Below are 16,095 nucleotides of genomic sequence, written 5' to 3'. Positions count from 1 at the left end.
CGCCGAGGATCCGATTCTGTGGGCTCGGGTCACGGACAGATCAGGGTCTTTGGTCCCGACTTTCAGCGAATCACCGCACCGGTCCGAGCGCCACGCGCGGTCGAGCGGACCGCGGTGAGGGTGAGGAGCAGCGTCAGTGCGGAGACAGCCGACAGCAGCGCCAGGCCCAGCCCGTAGGATCCGAACACGGTGTAGACCAGCCCCATGACCAGCGGCGGCACGAACCCGCCGAGGCCGCCGGCGGCGCCGACCAGGCCGGTGACCGCTCCGACCTTGTCGGCGGGGGCCACGGCCGCGACCAGCGCGAAGGTCGCCCCACTACCGGAACCGAGCGCTGCGGCCATCATCAGGAACGCGATCGTTCCCCCCGGCATCAGCGGTGGGGTGGCCGTCAGCACCGCCGCGCACAGCGCGACCACCCCGAAGACGCCCGCCAGCACGGGAACGGCGCCGAAGCGGTCGGAAAGCCAGCCGCCGACCGGGCGCATCGCCACGGCCAGGATCACGAAGCCCGCCATGCGATTGGCGGCGTCGGCCTGCTCCAGCCCGTAGGCCGACTGCAGGTAGACCGGCAGGTAGACGGAGAAGGCGACGTACCCGCCGAACGCCACCGCGTAGAGCAGGCACGCCTGCCAGGTGATCGGCAGCCGCACGGCCGCGCCCAGCCGGGCCGCCGTCGACTGCGCCGGCGGGATGCGTCCCGGGGCATCACGCAGCACGAACCAGGCGACCACCGCGTAGACGGCCAGGACCGCGGCGGTGATGAGGAAAGGTGTCGCCGAACCGCCGGTCCTGACCAGCTTGACCGTGGTCAGCGCGCTGATCGCGGTGCCGCCCATGCCCATCCCGAAGACGCCGACCGCCAGGCCGCGACGCTCGGCCGGGAACCAGGCGCTGACGAAGGGCACGCCCACCGCGAACACCGTCCCGCCGATGCCCAGGAAGAACCCTCCCACCAGCAGCGCCGCCAGCGACCCCTGCCCGGCTACGCCGATGAACAGCACCGGCAGGATGGTCATCGCCGAGATCAGCGGGAACATCACCCGCCCTCCGAACCGGTCCGTGAGCGCTCCGACCGGAATGCGTCCCAGCGAGCCGACCACGACCGGTACCGCCACCAGGAGCGCCTGCTGGGACGCCGACAGGCCGAGCAGCTCCTTGAAGCGCGGCCCGAGCGGGCTGAGCAGGGCCCAGGCCCAGAAGTTCACGGCGAACCCGACCGTCGCCAAGGTCAGCATGACCACCGGGCGCCGCAGCCGGTTGGAGGGTTCGGGGCGTTCGATTGGATCGGTGGTCATCATCCGTCCTCGGTGGTCGATGTGGCTCGATCGGGCTGCCCGCATGGCTTGGCCCGCACCGGCTTTCCCCATGACACCGGCCGCGGCGGTGGGTGCCCACGGCCGAAAGTCCCTTGATGGCTGGGACTTCCGGCCCTGCGCCGTCGCTTGGCCGCCGGCCCCGCGCAGGACGACTTGTCAGGCGGCAAGCAGCCTGTCGCCGGCCGCCGGGTCGGCCGCCGCCGAGCCCACCAGCCACCTCACCACCAAGCCGCTGAGCGCGGCGACGGTGGCCGCCATGACCACTCCACCGAGCAGGCCGATGACGGCGACCAACCATCCGGCCTGGCCCTCCTGCCACAGCGGAGTCGTCACCGCGGCGAAGGCAGCCAGGGCGACCAGCCATGCTCCCGCTGTCGCGGGTATCCACCACCCGGCGCGGCGTATGTGGCGGCGGAGCAACCGCCACTGCAGAGCGCCCATGGCAGCCAGCAGGAGCATCCCGAGCGCGCCCAGCACGACCGGATGCCAGCTCAGGAGCCGTTCTCCCAGGACCACGGGCAACGAACCGATCACCCATGCGATCCCGGCGCCTCCGGCGGTGGCTTTCACCCATTGCACGGTGCTGATGTCGGGGAGCCACTGCCGAAGGGTGTAGGCCTGGGCCGCGCCCAGCACCGCGCCCTCGGCAAGGCCCGCCGTCACGATGACGCCCGCCTGGATGAGTGGCGCGATGCCGAGCGTTCCCCACGCGGGGTCCGCCACCGCGGCAGCGGCCAGGGCGGGTACGGCGAAGCCGAAGATCTCCCCCAGCGTGACGGCGAAGAACCAACTCCGCCACAGGCCGGGGCGCTCGCGGGCGGCCTGCACCGGGGAACCCAGGCGGAGCGTGATCGCCACGGCGTCCGCGACCGGTAGCACCAGCCGACCGCCGCCCACCGCTCGCACGGCTGCTTCGACCCGGGCGGCATCGTGGCTCACCTCGGCCCGCGCACCGTACTCCACACCGCGCAGCCGTACGCGAGAAGACCGGTCGTCGCCGAGGTTGCGCCACCAGAGCCGAGACCGCCGGCTGACCAGGGTGAGAGCGTCGCCATGCCGGACGTACAGCACCGGCACGCCGATCTGCCTGCCGCTCCGGCGTCCGCGCACCGACACCACGGCCACGCGGCTGGAGAGCAGGTCGTGCAGGGGGGCGCGCAGAAGCAGCCGCACGCTCGGATTGACGATCGACGTCTGCACGCGGTCCGTCCATCGGCTCATGGCGGCCTCCGTCCCGGAGCCGGGCGGGCACCCCGGCCCTGCACCTCCAGTGTGCGAGGGTCTCGGGCTCTGGCCCTGAGGAGCAGGTCCCGGACTCCAGGGACCTTCGCCACTACACCGGCTCTTCCCCCGATGCGAACCTCGCGGTGAAGGGAGTGTGAGAACGATGACAACCCAGGTAGCGGATGCCATCAGGACAGCCGTCGAGGAGCGTCTGGGATGGGATTGCGAGTCTCTCGGCATCGAGGTCGATCAGGGTCAGGTCACCCTTACGGGAAGCGTCGAATGGACATCTGACGCGATCCGGCTGATCAGGCTGGTTCGTGACCTCGACGGCGTGGTCGAGCTGGTCTCGGAGGTCAGGTCCGAGCACCGCGACGTCGTGCTCGTCCCAGCGGCCTGACTCAATCTCGCGAGCACACGACTGTGACCTGCTCCCGCAGCTCTTCCATCAGCTGCGGCAGGTCGGGCAGGGCCTCCGGATCGGCGATGACGCTGATCATCGCCGTGCCCGCATAGGACAGCACCGCGAAGGTGACCGGCATGTTCCCGTTCTCCGAGACCGGGATCGCGATCATCTCCCTGATCCTGACACCGCCCAGGAACATCGCTTCGTCGGGTCCGTGCACGTTGGTGACCAGCGTGTGCATGAAGCGCTGGTGCGCCATCCACCACCGGTGCACCCCGAGCCGGGCGAGGAGGCGGAACGCCGGTCCCAGCTGAGCGATGAGCGAAGGCCGCGACGCGACGGCCCTGGCCGCGGACATGGCTGTGACGGTACGCACCAGCCGCCGTGCCGGCTCTCCGGCTCCCGGTACGGTGACCAGCACGGGGTTGACCAGGTTGCCCAGGTGTTCGGTACGGCTCAGCGCGGCGGGGATGACCACGCACATCTCCTCGACGCGTTCACCGCGCCTGGCGAGCAGCTGATGCAGGGCACCCGCCACCTGGGTCAGGATCGCGTCGTTGAGCGTTCCCCCGTACCGGTGGGCCGCGGCTTTCAACGTCGCGACGTCGGCTCTCACGACCCTCACCTCGCGCCTGGGTCCGGTGGGGCGGAGCAGCGAGCATCGCCGCGCCGCCGTCAGCTTGGCCGCTTCCCCGCCTCCGGCCGCCGCGCCCAACTGCCGCACATGGCCGGGAAGCCCGCGTACGGCCTGCCAGCGGTCGCGCCACGCGTCCGCGATCAGCGCCCGGAGCGGCGGCCGGCCGGGTGGCTGCGCGGGATGCGCCGTCGCGAACCCGGGGACATCGTCAACAGGGCCGGCACCGTCCAGGAGCCGGGCCAGGACCGCGAGCCCGCCGATGCCGTCGGTGAGCACATGATCGGCGACGATGACCACCGCCACGGCGCTGTCCGTCAGACCGGTGACAACGGTCGCCGACCACAGGGGAAGGTCGGATGCCAGTGGCCGGAGCACGATGTCAATGGCAAGGTCCAGCAGCGCGCCCTCGTCTCCCGGCTCGGGACACGCCACGCGGCGGACATGGCGCCGGGCGTCGAAGGAACCGTCGTCCACCCAGATCGGCCGCCCGCAACCCGGAGGCACGGGTTCCAGCCTCCTGCGCAGCCCGGGAACCAGCGCGGCTCGCTCGGCCAGCAGCCGCGCCGTCGCCCCGGGGTCGCACTCGTCGAGAACGAGCACGGCGCCCAGGTGCTGCGGCACCCGTCCGCGCGCGCTGATGGCGCGCATGGTGAGGTCGGCGGAGGTGACACGCTCGATGGGCGGCCTCACACCTCCTCCCGAAGCTCGTCGAGCGACTCGCGCAGGTAGCCGGGGAAGTCCCACACGTCGGGGACCAGCTCCCGGCAGGCGGTGATCCCGAACTGCACCGCCCCGTCATAGGAGAAGACACTCAGGTTGAGCCCGCCGCTGACGTTGGTCACGACCGAGAGCGGATAGTGGGCCAGAACCCTGACCCCGGCGATGCTCAGGGGCATCTGCGGCCCCGGGACATTGGAGATGATCACATTGATCGGCGGCATCGTCCTGCCGACCAGCGCGAAAGCGGCACGGTCCGCCAGGCCGTTCAGCGCCGCCGGCAGGCTCCCTGTGAGCTCGTGCAGCCAGCCGGCGGGGCTCAGCGCGAAGCGTTCCTTGATCAGCCTCATCGCCGCGCTGACGGCCGCCAGCCGCTCAGCGGCGTCAGCCATCTGGGTGGCCAGCTCGGTGATCATGATGGTGACCTGGTTGCCCTCCCCGGCCTCCGCACGCGCGCGCAGGGAGAACGGCACGCCCGCGATCAGCGGTCGGTCCGGAAGCGCGTCGTGCGCGATCAGCCACCGTCGCAGAGCTCCTGCCGACACGGCCATCACCACATCGTTCACGGTGACCCCGGCCGCCTTCTTGACCTGCTTGATCTCCTCCAGCGGGAGCGAGACGAAGGCGAACCGCCGGTGCGCGGACACCGGTCCGCTCAACGGGGTCCAGGGGGCGACGAACTCCGGAAGCTCCGGCAGGTGGGCCCTGCGGGACAACCATCGTGTCCCCGGCAGCCGCGAGGCGACGGGGAGCTGGTCGAGCAGCGGCACCGCCTCGGCCAGGAACCGCAGCAGGTGGAGGGGGTTGGCCACGAGGTGAGCCGCACCCCTGGTCAGCATCTGCCACGCCTCCGGAACCGGCTCGGGCTCGCACGGCAGCGGAGGCGGCGCGGGATCCATGAGCGCTGCCAGCACCTCGGCCCCGGTCAGGCCGTCCACCGCGGCGTGGTGGACCTTGGTGTAGATCGCACCCCGCGCCCCGGCCAGACCTCGGATCACGTACATCTCCCACAGCGGGCGTGTGCGATCCAGCCTCCGCTCATGGATCCTGGCCACCTGCTCGGCGAGCTGCTGTGCGTCCCCAGGCGCGGGCAGGGCCAGCTCGCGCACGTGATAGTCGAGGTCGACGCCGCCGTCGGCCCAGTACGGATGGTCCAGGCCCATCGGAACCGGCACCAGGCGGCGCCGCAGTTGCGGCACGCCGTCGATGCGCTCCGCCATCCGGGCGAGAACCTCCTGTCTCGACACCGGTCCGTGAAGGATCGACAATCCGCCCACGTTGGCGACGTTGGTGGCGGTTTCGAAGTTGAGGAACTGGGCGTCCAGAGCAGTGAGCTGCCGCATACCCCCAGCCTCCGCCGGGATCCCCTCGAAGGTGAGGGCTGTTCAGCCCTCAGGGGAAGGACTTTGGTCTCTGTCTCCGGGGTACGGCGGAGCCGACAGTGTGGGCGTGAGACATCGCCCACCCGCGCACCCGGAGGACCCGTGAACAGCCTTGTCACACGCATCGACCCGAAGGTCGTCACCGTCGCAGGTGTCACGCCCTTCCTGACCGCCCATGTCTAGCGGCCTGCACGGACGGTACATCCGCTGGCTTTACCGCGGCGGGCGCCCGAACCGGCTCTGCAGGGTGCTCAACCGGATCCAGGTGGCCGTGCACGACACGGGCCTGATCATGCCCGAGCGCCTGGTCACGCTGGAAGTGCCGGGACGCGTCTCCGGCAAGCTGATCCGCCTTCCCCTGGTCGTGGCGGACTACGGCGGAGAACGCTACCTGGTGGCCATGCTCGGCGGGGGCGCCAACTGGGTGGCCAACGTGCGCGCCGCCGGAGACCGGGCGGTCCTGCGGCACGGCCGCCGAGAGAGGGTGCGGTTGGAGGCGGTTCCTCCCGCCGCCCGGGGACCCGTTGTCCGGCGTTATCTGCAGGTCGCGCCCGGAGCGAGGCCGCATGTGCCCCTGGCACTGGATTCGCCGGCCGCAGACTACGACCGGGTGGCCGCCGACCTGCCCGTCTTCCGGATTCGTCCTGACGCCTGAACGTCGATCGTGTGTGATCGGCCGGCTGCCTGACCAGCTACGCTTCTCGGCCCAAGGGGGACGCGTGGTTGGTCAAGCCGGCACCCGCCACTCAGCGGAAGATGGCTTCGTCGATCACGTACCAGATGAACTCGTCCCCGTCCCACGAGCCGCGCACCTCGGCCGGGATGGTGTAGCCGTCGAAGGTGACCTCGTCCAGCATGGCGGCGGCGAAGGTCAGGTAGCGGGGCGCGCCGCCGTCGGGGTTGCCCCAGCGCTGCAGCGACACCGCTTCCAGCCGCCCCGAGCCGGCGATCGTGAGCGTGACATCGTTGCCGCCTGGAACGACCGCCACGACCCTGCGGTCGTCGACGGGCTTCCACACGATTCGCGGGTCGAGCGCGCTGGCCGGAGCCATGACGAACTCCCCGGCCAGCCGCCCCGCCGCGCTCCTGCTGACGTCCCGGCCACGCTGCGACATGACCGGGAACAGGCCCAGCAGGCGCCAGCGCATCTCGCCCTCACCGGCGCGATACCGGTCGAACCCCCGGATCAGACCGGTGCGCGCGGCCCAGACGTAGCCGTCGAAGGGCGTCAGCGCCTGGTGGGCGTCGAACGAGCGCCAGGAGCCCAGCTTGATCATCCCGTGGGTGTGGAAAACGACCGAGCGTCGCAGGGGTGCGCCGGGACGGATCGCGTGCCGTACCCATCGGCGTGCGGGCTCCGGCAGCCGGTCGGCGGCGGCCGGGTCGAACGGCTCGGGCTCGGGGGTCTCCTGCTGGAAGTGCGCCCAGTCGCCGGTCGCCTGGTCGGTGAGCGCGGCAGGGGCGATGACGAGGCTCATGGCGCGCTCACGGCGTGGACCTTGGCATGCTGCACGACCGCGACGGGGCAGCGCGCGTGGTGGAGCACGGCGTTGGTGACCGAGCCGAGGAAGGCCTTGCGCGAGCCCACGACGAGCAGGTCGGCGCGGGCCGAGGCTCCGCGTAGCGCGGCTGCGGCGCTGCCGCAGACGGTCTCCTCGATCAGCTCGACGTGCGGGTACCGGTCGCGCCAGGGCTGGAGCATGCGGCGGGCCCGTTCCTTGGCCGCGTCGAACACGCCCTGGTACATGGGCGGCCAGCCGGCGATGAACGGAGAGAAGGCAGGGGGCTGCCAGGCATGGATGGCGCGCAACCGGACTCCGCGGCGCGACGCCTCCGCGAAGGCGTAGTCGAGCGCGCCGCTCGTGTCCTCGTCGAAGCCGACCACGATTTCCTCATGCGGCTCGTGCACGAATCCGGGAACGACGACCACAGGGCAGGCGGCGTGCGCGGCGATGGAGGCGGCCGTGGAGCCGATGCGCAGGGAGGCCGTCCAGCTGTGCCCATGAGTGCCCACCACCAGCAGGTCCGCTTTCGCGGACGCGCGCTGCAGGGCGATGTTCACCTTGCCCCAGACCACGGCCGTCGTCACTTCGACGTCCGCCTCCTTCCGGGCGACGCGGGCCGCTTCGGCCAGGATCGCGCCCTCGTGGTGACGCAGTTCCTCGATGGTGCTGAGCGCGTTGCGGGTGGGGAGGTCGTAGGCCCACACGCCGCTGACGTGGACGATGTGCAGCGGCCGCCCGGTGCGCGCCGCTTCGGTCGCCGCCCACCGCACGGCGTCGGTCGCCGCGGGGGAGCCGTCTGTGCCGACGATGATGTGTCTGTTCATGCCTCTATCGCACCGCGAGAGGCCCCGCTGTCGCTGCGGGCGAACGACCCTGAAGCTCGGGACCTCCGGCCCAGCAGGTCGCAGACCAACGGCGTGAGCGCCGCGGCGCCCGCCGCCATCGCCCATCCAGCGGGCGGGATCGGCACCAGGGCCAGCAGCAGGCCAAGCGGCGCCACCAGGGTGAGGACGGCCTGGAGCGCCGCCGTGCCGGCGACGGCGACCAGCACCGCCCTGCCGCGCCACCAGCCCCTCTCGAACGTCCAGCGGCGAGCCCGCACGACGTAGGCCAGCGTCAGGCGGGCGAACACCAGCGTCAGCACGGCCTGGGTGCGTACCTGCTCCTCGCTCCAGCCGAGCCTTCTGGCCGCCTCGATCGCGGCGAAGACGAGCGCGCCGACCACCAGCGAGCGTACGGCGATGCGGGCGAGCACACGCCCCGACAACAACCGGCCGGTTCTGGTCTCCAGCGGGTCTCCGGCCGCGCGGTCGACGCCCAGAGCGATGGCGGGGATGCCGTCGAGCACGAGATTGATCCAGAGCAGATGCACCGGCAGCAGCGGGATGACGAGGTCGGGCCAGGCGAACAGGCCGACGAGGACGAGGAAGATCTCGGCGAGGTTGCCCGCTAGCAGGTAGCCGATCATCGAGGAGACGTTGTGGTGGAGGCGACGCCCTTCGCGCACGCCGGAGACGATCGTGCCGAGCTCACCGTTGGTGACGACGACGGCGGCCGCCTCCCGCGCCACGTCGGTGCCCTCATCGCCCGCCATGGCCACGCCTACGTCGGCGTGCCTGAGCGCGGGCGCGTCGTTGACGCCGTCACCGGTCATCGCGACCACCTCGCCACGCTCGCGAAGGGCGCAGACCAGGTCGAGCTTGGTCGCGGGATCGACCCTGGCGAGAACCCCTGCCGCGCGCAACCGCTCCGCCCGGTCGGCTCCGAGCTCCGAGCCTGTCACGACCGGTTCCGCCTCGATCCCGATGCGCTCCGCGACGGCGCGCGCCGTGTCGGCGTGATCACCGGTCACCATGATCACACGAATGCCGGCCCGGCGGCAGTCGGCCACGGCCTGCCGGGCCGAGGGGCGGATCTCATCGCTGAGCGCCACCAGGCCGACCGCTGTCAGCCCGTCGGCGTCCAGGTCGTCCGTGCGCTTCTCGGCCAGGGCCAGGACCCGCAGCCCGCGCCGGGCGAGACCGGATACGGCTCGCTCCAGCCGTACCGTCTCCTCGTCCTGGACGCAGCGGGCGAGCACCACCTCCGGTGCTCCTTTGACGGTGAGCAGAGGCCCGTCCGTGATCACCGCCATGCTGCGGGTCTCGGCGTCGAACGGCCGGGTGGTCAGCCGCTGTTCGCCCGGCGGCAGCCGTACCCCCCGCCGGTCGGCCGCGATGGCCAGCGCCACGTCGACCGCGTCGCCCAGCCCGTCGCGGGCGTCGTTGCACCGAAGTGCCGCGAGCCAGGGGTGGGACAGCGAGTCGGTGACGGTGAGGCGTCCGGTGGTCAGCGTGCCGGTCTTGTCGGAGGCGATCACCGTGGTCGCGCCGAGTGCCTGGATCGCCGACAGGCGCCGGACGATCACGCCCAGCCGGGCCATACGCTGCGATCCGAGTGCGAGGGCCGTGGTCACGGCCGCCGCCATGCTCTCGGGTACGGCCGCGATGGCGAGGGCGACTCCGGCCAGGACCAGGTCCAGCGGAGCTATCCCGCCCCTGGTGAGGCCGAGGACGACCATCAGCACCCCGGCCGCCACCGCCAGAACGCCGATGCGCCGGGAGACTCGCGCCAGCTCGATCTCCAGTGGCCCCTTGACCGTGCCCTCCAGGGCCGCGGCGATGTGGCCGATCTCGGTGTGCGCGCCGGTGCGCTCGACGATCGCGACGCCCGAGCCGCGCACGACCAGCGTGCCCGAATACAGGGCGCCGTCGCGATCCCCCAGGGGCCCGTCGGTCGCTCCGCCCGCCCGTTTGGCCGCCGACTGCGACTCCCCGGTCAGCATCGCCTCGTCGGCTGCGAGCGCCGAGGCCTCCACCACGCGGGCGTCCGCGGGCACACGATCCCCCGCGGCCAGCTCGATCACGTCACCGGGAACGACCTGTACGGCGGGCAGCCGCACGGTCATGCCGTCGCGGCGGACCTTGGCCATGGGCGCCGTCAACGTCCTGAGCGCTTTGACGGCGCGCTCCGCCCTGACCTCCTGGCTCACCCCGATCACCACGTTGACCAGGAGGATCGTCAAAATGGCCGCACCTTCCGGGATCTCCCCCAGAACTCCCAGGGTCACCAGCCCGGCCACCAGCAGGAGCAGCGACAGCGGATCGGCCAGGTGCCGCGCGGCGCGGGCGGGCAGCGAGGGCTGCGACGGCTGCGGGAGCTCGTTGGGGCCCACCTCGGCCAGCAGGCGCGCGGCAGCATGGGCGGACAGCTCGTTCACGACAGTCATGCCTTCACCAGATCATCGGCGGGGCCGGGCAGGCGTGAGCCGAAGGGCCCGCGTCAGCGGGACCTTCGGCCCGACTCACACCTTCACCATGGGCGTGGCCGCGTGCCGTACGGTCGCCACCGCCCACAGGGCGAGCGTCGCGACAACGAAGACCAGCAACGCGATCTCCGCGTCGGCGATCAGCGCGACCGCGGCGGCCAGCAGCGCGACCGTCCCCAACATGCCCGTGAGCACGGTGTAGGCGCCCTTGGGCACGTCGGCGCGGCTCATGGCGCAGCCGCCGACCATGCCGAGGAACAGGATCGTGCCTGTCGCGCCGCGCACGCTGTCGACGATCGGCACGTCCGCTCCGGTCAGGAACATGACGTAGACCGCGACGACGGCGGCCGCGGAGATCGTCGCCACCGCGTCCTTCCAGGTCAGCCTCATCCTGTCCACCTCCCTTCCCTTCCGAGAGTGTCAGCGGAGGGAGGCGGCGGGCAGTGCCGAAAGGCTCCTCTGAGCAGGGTCGTCCGCCGGTTGCGGCGACACCACGACCACGGGGCACGGCGCATGGAGGAGACAGGCCATCAGGACCGCTCCGAGCCGCTCATCGCGGTGGGTGTTCGCGTTCGAGCCGAGCACCAGCAACTCCGCGTCCTCGGCAAGCCGTATCAGCTCCCGCACAGGATTGCCCACCACTACCAGGGCGGCGATGTCGGGAACGCCACCGCTTCTGCCGCGCACCCGGGCGTAGGGCGCGACTGCCGGCGGTTCGTGCACGTGGACGATGACCAACTCGCCTCCGTCACGCGTGACCTTCAGCTCGGCCCATCTCAGGGCGGCGCGGGACGCGGCCGAGTCGTCGACCCCCACCACCACTCGTCCGTTTCTCATACGATCCACGATCGGACGTGGCTGAAGGGGCCACCAGAGGCTTTGGACCCTGTGCACGAGACAGCGGTGCGGGCGGGAGCCCCGTTACTCTCCCGCCCGCACCGCTTCAGAGGGTCAGTGCTCGATGGTGACGCGCCGGCCTTCCGTCTTCTTGCCTTCGGCCAGCCCCACGCTGACCTCCAGCACGCCGCCCTTGTAGGTGGCCTTGACGTCGTCCGTCTTGGCCTCCTTCGGCAGCGGGATCGTCCGGGTCATCGACCCGTAGGTGAACTCCGAGCGCTGCGGCTCGGTGACCTTGTGGATCTTCTCGGCCCGGATGTGCAGGACGCCCTCACCCACGGTGACCTCGACATCCTTGTCGGGGTCGATTCCGGGGAGCTCGGCGCGCAGCACGTACCTGCCGTCGGCCACGTAGTCCTCCACCCGGATGACCTGTCCGAAGGGGCGGAACCCGAACATCGGGTGCTCCAGCCACTCGAACAGCTCCGGGAGGCCGAACCTGGTGTCCCGGCGCTCTGGCAGGATCATCACAGCCTCCTTTCCTTTTCCCACGCCTCCAGCACACTCCTGCGCGCAGCCCGCGCCCAGGGTCTTCAGGCACTGTGGATGTCGAGAAGGAAGGCGGCGGCCAGGGCCTTAGGACAGGGCCATACGACACGGCAGCAGGCACACGAGCCGGACCCGTCGGAGCGGTGCGTGCCCAGCTCGCCGGCTGCCCTGCTGAAGTAGGCCTCGGTCAGCGGGTCGTTGTCGACGCAGGTCGAAGTCAGCAGGACGGCCATTTCGATCACCTTCATTCAGGGCTTTTTCTGTCGTGTGACCACCATCACACGGCGTGCCCTCCGGCGTCCGAGTCGAAGGACTCACATGGCGCCGCCAAGGTCTGGGACTTTCGTCCCTGGTATGAGACAAGGATCTCCGGCGAGAGTCCCCTTATGGACACCTTGGAGCACATCGATGCCTACTGGCGAGCGGCCAACTACCTGTCCGTCGGCCAGATCTACCTCCTGGACAACCCGCTGCTCACCGAGCCGCTCCGGCCCGAGCACATCAAACCCCGCCTGCTCGGCCACTGGGGCACCACGCCGGGCCTGAACTTCTGCTTCGCCCACCTCAACCGGATCATCGCCGAGCGCGACCAGGACATGATCTACATCGCCGGCCCCGGACACGGCGGACCGGCGGCGGTGGCACACGCATGGCTGGAAGGCACTTACAGCGAGAAATATCCCGATATTTCGAGAGACGCGGCCGGGATGCGGCGGCTGTTTCGCCAGTTCTCCTTCCCCGGCGGCATCCCCAGCCACGTCGCACCTGAGACGCCCGGCTCCATCCACGAGGGCGGCGAGCTCGGCTACTCCCTGGCCCACGCCTACGGCGCCGCCATCGACAACCCCGACCTGGTCGTGGCGTGCGTGATCGGCGACGGCGAGGCGGAAACCGGGCCCCTGGCCGCGAGCTGGCATTCCAACAAGTTCCTCAACCGCGACCGTGACGGCGTGGTCCTGCCGATCCTGCACCTCAACGGCTACAAGATCGCCAACCCCACCGTGCTCGCCCGCATCCCGGAATCCGAGCTGCTCGACCTCATGCGCGGGTACGGTTACCGCCCGCACGTGGTCGGGCCCTCCCACGAGGAGATGGCCCAGACCCTGGACACCGTCTTCGACGAGATGCGCGACGGCGGGCCGCTCCCCATGATCATCCTGCGCACGCCGAAGGGCTGGACTGGACCGCGCGAGGTCGACGGCCAGCGCGTCGAGGGCACCTGGCGCTCCCACCAGGTCCCCCTGGCTGACGTCCGCCACCATCCCGAGCGCATGGCCCAGCTGGAGGAGTGGATGCGCTCCTACCGGCCCGACGAGCTGTTCGACGCCGACGGGCGGCCGCGGGAGATCGTGCTGCGTGCCGTACCGGACAAGCGCATGTCAGGGAGCCCGCACGCCAACGGCGGCGAGATCCTGCGCCCGCTGGTGCTGCCCGACTTCCGCGAGCACGCCGTCGAGGTCAAGGCGCCCGCCTCGCACGAGAGCGAACCCACCCGCGCCCTGGGCGGCTTCCTGCGCGACGTGATCGCCGCCAACCCCGCCAGCTTCCGCCTCATGGGACCCGACGAGACCGTCTCCAACCGGCTGCAGGCCGTCTTCGAGGCCACCGACCGCACCTGGAACGCCGACCTGGAACCCGGCGACGACCACCTGTCCCCCGACGGCCGCGTCATGGAGGTCCTCAGCGAGCACCTGTGCCAGGGCTGGCTGGAGGGCTACCTGCTGACCGGCCGCCACGGCCTGTTCAACTGCTACGAGGCCTTCATCCACATCATCGACTCCATGTTCAACCAGCACGCCAAGTGGCTGGACGCCAGCCGCGACATCCCCTGGCGCAGGCCGATCGCCTCCCTCAACTACCTGCTGTCCTCCCACGTGTGGCGCCAGGACCACAACGGCTTCTCCCACCAGGACCCCGGCTTCCTCGACGTCGTGGTCAACAAGAAAGCCTCCGTCGTGCGCGTCTACCTCCCGCCCGACGCCAACACCCTGCTCTCGGTGGGCGACCACTGCCTGCGCTCCCGCGACTACGTCAACGTGATCGTGGCGGGCAAGCAGCCAGTCCTCGACCTGTTCACCATGGACGAGGCCATCACCCACTGCACCCGCGGCCTGGGCATCATCGACTGGGCCTCCACCGACGCCGGCCAAGAGCCCGACGTCGTGCTGGCCTGCGCGGGAGACGTGCCCACCCTGGAAACCCTGGCCGCCGCCGCGCTCCTGCGCGAACACCTGCCGCAGCTCAAGGTGCGCGTCGTCAACGTCGTCGACCTGATGCGGCTGCAGCCGCCGAGCGAGCACCCCCACGGACTATCGGACGCCGAGTACGACGCCCTGTTCACCGCCGACAAGCCGGTCATCTTCAACTTCCACGGCTACCCGTGGCTGATCCACCGCCTCACCTACCGGCGCACCGGCCACGCCAACCTGCACGTGCGCGGCTACAAGGAGGAGGGCACCACGACCACGCCGTTCGACATGGCCATGCTCAACGACATCGACCGCTACCACCTGGTCATGGACGTCATCGACCGCGTGCCCGGCCTGGCCGTGGAGCAGGCTCACCTGCGCCAGCACATGGCCGACGCCCGCTTGCGGGCCCGCGCCCACACCAGGGAGCACGGCGAGGACGCCCCCGAGATCAGGGAGTGGACATGGCCGTACTCGTCCTGAACACCGGCTCGTCCAGCGTGAAGTACCAGCTGATCGAGGGTGAGGTACGGCTGGCGGCAGGAAGGCTGGAAGGCGTGGACGGGCTCGACGATCTGCTCGCACGCCTCGTCCAGGACCATCCGGTGCCCGAGGCGATCGGGCATCGGGTGGTGCACGGCGGCGACCGTTTCCGCGACCCGGTGCTCGTCGACGCTGACGTGATTGCCGCCATCGAGGAGCTGGAGCCGCTGGCCCCCCTCCACAACCCGATCAACCTTCACGGAATCATGAAATGTCAGGAGGTCTTCCCCAGCGTTCCTCAGATCGCGGTCTTCGACACGGCCTTCCACCAGACCCTGCCCCCGGAGGCCTACACCTACGCCGTGCCGCGCGAGTGGGGTGTGCGCCGCTACGGCTTCCACGGCACCTCATGCGCATCAGCCGTACGGCAGGCGGCGGCGCTCGGCCACGAGGGCAACCTGATCGTGCTGCACCTCGGCAACGGCTGCTCGGCGACGGCCGTCCGTGACGGTCACAGCGTGGACACCTCCATGGGACTGACCCCGCTGGAGGGCCTGGTCATGGGCACCCGCTGCGGCGACGTCGATCCCGGCCTGCCCGGCTACCTCGCCCGCGTCCACGGCCTGGACACCCGAGCGGTCGAGGAAGCCCTCACCCACGACTCGGGGCTGAAGGCTCTCGCCGGCACGGCCGACCTCCGGCAGGTGCGCTCGGAACAGGCGCTCGCGATCTACTGCCGTGGCATCCGCAAGTACGTCGGCGCCTACTACGCGCTCCTCGGGAGCGTGGACGCGATCATCTTCACCGGCGGCGTGGGAGAGAACTCCCCCGAGGTCCGCGCCCGTGCCCTCACCGGGCTCGAACGCCTGGGCATCATGGTCGATCCCGCCCGCAACGAGGCGGGCGACCAGGTCGTCTCACCTGAGCACGCCGAGGTGGCCGTCCTGGTCCTGCCCGCGGACGAGGAGGGCGAGATCGCCCGTCAGACGCTGACGGTCCTGGCCAGCGCCTCGCCCCACTGACGGGCACGCTCCAGTTCGCCCTCGACGAGCGGCCCTGTCGTCCCGGTCACGTAGAAGCTCTCGGGCGGGGCTGCCAGGGCCACACCGAGGCGGCGCAGGCGCCGGACCGCCCCCTTCGCCGCGGAGCCCGGCAGCCGCGGCTTGCTCACCCGTGTGTCGAAGGCCGCCGCGACGGTACCGTCCATGCGGACGCCCGAGAGCCATTCGCGCAGTCCCCGCCCCTTCGACACCAGTTCCCCGGTGGCCTGGTCGGCGGCGGACTTGCGAGTGGAGGGCCGCGTCATGCCGAACGCGTGGGTGGGCCCGCCGACCACCAGCAGGTCGACGTCCATGGTGACCGTGTCGGGCGCCGCGCCCACTTCCACCGCGTCCGCTCCGAGCCCCTCGGCGACCGCCTCGGCGATCAGCCGGGTGTTGCCGAACATCGATTCGTAGATCACAAGTGCACGCATGGCTCCATGCTGTTCCGGGCCACGCCATGCGGGCAGGGCCGAACGGTCGTGACTTTCAGCCCTACT

16 protein-coding genes are annotated in these 16,095 nt (G+C 70.8%); 4 read left to right on the top strand and 12 right to left on the bottom strand.

What is annotated here, in order from left to right:
* Nucleotides 1–62: 62 nt before the first annotated feature.
* Nucleotides 63–1,298 carry an MFS transporter gene (locus HNR30_RS06920; protein ID WP_281389489.1) on the bottom strand — a complete coding sequence of 412 codons (1,236 nt, stop codon included), beginning with the start codon at nucleotides 1,296–1,298 and terminating at the stop codon, nucleotides 63–65.
* Between the two features lie 177 nt (nucleotides 1,299–1,475).
* Nucleotides 1,476–2,540 carry a nitroreductase/quinone reductase family protein gene (locus HNR30_RS06915; protein WP_181608779.1) on the bottom strand — a complete coding sequence of 355 codons (1,065 nt, stop codon included), beginning with the start codon at nucleotides 2,538–2,540 and terminating at the stop codon, nucleotides 1,476–1,478.
* A gap of 166 nt (nucleotides 2,541–2,706) precedes the next feature.
* On the opposite strand from HNR30_RS06915, the gene HNR30_RS06910 reads away from it, so the two are divergent.
* The gene (locus HNR30_RS06910; RefSeq protein ID WP_181608778.1) at nucleotides 2,707–2,943 is read left to right on the top strand and encodes a BON domain-containing protein; all 237 of its coding nucleotides are present in this window, start codon (nucleotides 2,707–2,709) and stop codon (nucleotides 2,941–2,943) included.
* Nucleotide 2,944: 1 nt separating this feature from the next.
* Here the strand turns inward: HNR30_RS06910 and HNR30_RS06905 are convergent, their stop codons facing one another.
* Together HNR30_RS06905 and HNR30_RS06900 are read right to left on the bottom strand one after the other, a co-directional pair.
* The gene (locus HNR30_RS06905; protein ID WP_181608777.1) at nucleotides 2,945–4,276 is read right to left on the bottom strand and encodes a wax ester/triacylglycerol synthase domain-containing protein; all 1,332 of its coding nucleotides are present in this window, start codon (nucleotides 4,274–4,276) and stop codon (nucleotides 2,945–2,947) included.
* On the bottom strand, nucleotides 4,273–5,646 hold the full coding sequence (locus HNR30_RS06900) for a WS/DGAT/MGAT family O-acyltransferase (protein WP_181608776.1): 1,374 nt from the start codon (nucleotides 5,644–5,646) through the stop codon (nucleotides 4,273–4,275). Before HNR30_RS06900 ends, HNR30_RS06905 begins: the two co-directional genes overlap by 4 nt.
* A 214-nt stretch (nucleotides 5,647–5,860) precedes the next feature.
* Here HNR30_RS06900 and HNR30_RS06895 point away from each other — a divergent pair, with 214 nt between their 5' ends.
* Nucleotides 5,861–6,340: a PNPOx family protein gene (locus HNR30_RS06895; protein ID WP_181608775.1), complete on the top strand. Its 480-nt coding sequence runs from the start codon at nucleotides 5,861–5,863 to the stop codon at nucleotides 6,338–6,340.
* A 91-nt stretch (nucleotides 6,341–6,431) separates the two neighbouring features.
* Here HNR30_RS06895 and HNR30_RS06890 read toward each other — a convergent pair whose 3' ends face one another.
* The 7 genes from HNR30_RS06890 to HNR30_RS06860 all read right to left on the bottom strand — a co-directional run bounded on the left by HNR30_RS06890 (nucleotide 6,432) and on the right by HNR30_RS06860 (nucleotide 12,131).
* Nucleotides 6,432–7,163, bottom strand: coding sequence for a DUF6544 family protein (locus HNR30_RS06890; protein ID WP_181608774.1), 732 nt, complete (start codon nucleotides 7,161–7,163; stop codon nucleotides 6,432–6,434).
* Nucleotides 7,160–8,014: a universal stress protein gene (locus HNR30_RS06885; protein WP_181608773.1), complete on the bottom strand. Its 855-nt coding sequence runs from the start codon at nucleotides 8,012–8,014 to the stop codon at nucleotides 7,160–7,162. The genes HNR30_RS06890 and HNR30_RS06885 overlap by 4 nt, the downstream gene beginning before the upstream one ends.
* Entirely contained in the window at nucleotides 8,011–10,458 is a 2,448-nt protein-coding gene (locus HNR30_RS06880; protein ID WP_181608772.1) for a cation-translocating P-type ATPase, read from the bottom strand. The genes HNR30_RS06885 and HNR30_RS06880 overlap by 4 nt, the downstream gene beginning before the upstream one ends.
* A gap of 75 nt (nucleotides 10,459–10,533) precedes the next feature.
* Nucleotides 10,534–10,887: a hypothetical protein gene (locus HNR30_RS06875; RefSeq protein ID WP_181608771.1), complete on the bottom strand. Its 354-nt coding sequence runs from the start codon at nucleotides 10,885–10,887 to the stop codon at nucleotides 10,534–10,536.
* A gap of 30 nt (nucleotides 10,888–10,917) precedes the next feature.
* Complete coding sequence (locus tag HNR30_RS06870; protein ID WP_181608770.1) at nucleotides 10,918–11,334, bottom strand: universal stress protein; 417 nt, start codon at nucleotides 11,332–11,334, stop codon at nucleotides 10,918–10,920.
* Nucleotides 11,335–11,448: 114 nt separating this feature from the next.
* Entirely contained in the window at nucleotides 11,449–11,862 is a 414-nt protein-coding gene (locus HNR30_RS06865) for an Hsp20/alpha crystallin family protein (protein ID WP_181608769.1), read from the bottom strand.
* A 65-nt stretch (nucleotides 11,863–11,927) separates the two neighbouring features.
* On the bottom strand, nucleotides 11,928–12,131 hold the full coding sequence (locus tag HNR30_RS06860) for a hypothetical protein (protein ID WP_181608768.1): 204 nt from the start codon (nucleotides 12,129–12,131) through the stop codon (nucleotides 11,928–11,930).
* A 138-nt stretch (nucleotides 12,132–12,269) separates the two neighbouring features.
* Between HNR30_RS06860 and HNR30_RS06855 the strand changes: the two genes are divergently transcribed.
* Both HNR30_RS06855 and HNR30_RS06850 read left to right on the top strand, forming a co-directional pair.
* Nucleotides 12,270–14,555, top strand: a complete 2,286-nt coding sequence (locus HNR30_RS06855; RefSeq protein ID WP_181608767.1) for a phosphoketolase family protein — start codon at nucleotides 12,270–12,272, stop codon at nucleotides 14,553–14,555.
* Nucleotides 14,537–15,577 carry an acetate/propionate family kinase gene (locus HNR30_RS06850; protein ID WP_181608766.1) on the top strand — a complete coding sequence of 347 codons (1,041 nt, stop codon included), beginning with the start codon at nucleotides 14,537–14,539 and terminating at the stop codon, nucleotides 15,575–15,577. The genes HNR30_RS06855 and HNR30_RS06850 overlap by 19 nt, the downstream gene beginning before the upstream one ends.
* On the opposite strand, the gene HNR30_RS06845 is transcribed toward HNR30_RS06850, so the two are convergent.
* Nucleotides 15,538–16,029 carry a flavodoxin family protein gene (locus HNR30_RS06845; RefSeq protein ID WP_181608765.1) on the bottom strand — a complete coding sequence of 164 codons (492 nt, stop codon included), beginning with the start codon at nucleotides 16,027–16,029 and terminating at the stop codon, nucleotides 15,538–15,540. The two genes, HNR30_RS06850 and HNR30_RS06845, sit on opposite strands and share 40 nt — an antisense overlap.
* Nucleotides 16,030–16,095: the final 66 nt, after the last annotated feature.

Source organism: Nonomuraea soli, assembly GCF_013761175.1.
Lineage (GTDB): Bacteria > Actinomycetota > Actinomycetes > Streptosporangiales > Streptosporangiaceae > Nonomuraea > Nonomuraea soli.
This window is presented reverse-complemented; position numbering and strand designations above follow the sequence as displayed.

Coding starts and splice junctions, on each gene's coding strand:
- HNR30_RS06920 (WP_281389489.1), bottom strand. CDS start 1,298: ATGACCACCGATCCAATCGAACGCCCCGAACCCTCCAACCGGCTGCGG.
- HNR30_RS06915 (WP_181608779.1), bottom strand. CDS start 2,540: ATGAGCCGATGGACGGACCGCGTGCAGACGTCGATCGTCAATCCGAGC.
- HNR30_RS06910 (WP_181608778.1), top strand. CDS start 2,707: ATGACAACCCAGGTAGCGGATGCCATCAGGACAGCCGTCGAGGAGCGT.
- HNR30_RS06900 (WP_181608776.1), bottom strand. CDS start 5,646: ATGCGGCAGCTCACTGCTCTGGACGCCCAGTTCCTCAACTTCGAAACC.
- HNR30_RS06895 (WP_181608775.1), top strand. CDS start 5,861: ATGTCTAGCGGCCTGCACGGACGGTACATCCGCTGGCTTTACCGCGGC.
- HNR30_RS06890 (WP_181608774.1), bottom strand. CDS start 7,163: ATGAGCCTCGTCATCGCCCCTGCCGCGCTCACCGACCAGGCGACCGGC.
- HNR30_RS06885 (WP_181608773.1), bottom strand. CDS start 8,014: ATGAACAGACACATCATCGTCGGCACAGACGGCTCCCCCGCGGCGACC.
- HNR30_RS06880 (WP_181608772.1), bottom strand. CDS start 10,458: ATGACTGTCGTGAACGAGCTGTCCGCCCATGCTGCCGCGCGCCTGCTG.
- HNR30_RS06875 (WP_181608771.1), bottom strand. CDS start 10,887: ATGAGGCTGACCTGGAAGGACGCGGTGGCGACGATCTCCGCGGCCGCC.
- HNR30_RS06870 (WP_181608770.1), bottom strand. CDS start 11,334: ATGAGAAACGGACGAGTGGTGGTGGGGGTCGACGACTCGGCCGCGTCC.
- HNR30_RS06865 (WP_181608769.1), bottom strand. CDS start 11,862: ATGATCCTGCCAGAGCGCCGGGACACCAGGTTCGGCCTCCCGGAGCTG.
- HNR30_RS06860 (WP_181608768.1), bottom strand. CDS start 12,131: ATGAAGGTGATCGAAATGGCCGTCCTGCTGACTTCGACCTGCGTCGAC.
- HNR30_RS06855 (WP_181608767.1), top strand. CDS start 12,270: ATGGACACCTTGGAGCACATCGATGCCTACTGGCGAGCGGCCAACTAC.
- HNR30_RS06850 (WP_181608766.1), top strand. CDS start 14,537: ATGGCCGTACTCGTCCTGAACACCGGCTCGTCCAGCGTGAAGTACCAG.
- HNR30_RS06845 (WP_181608765.1), bottom strand. CDS start 16,029: ATGCGTGCACTTGTGATCTACGAATCGATGTTCGGCAACACCCGGCTG.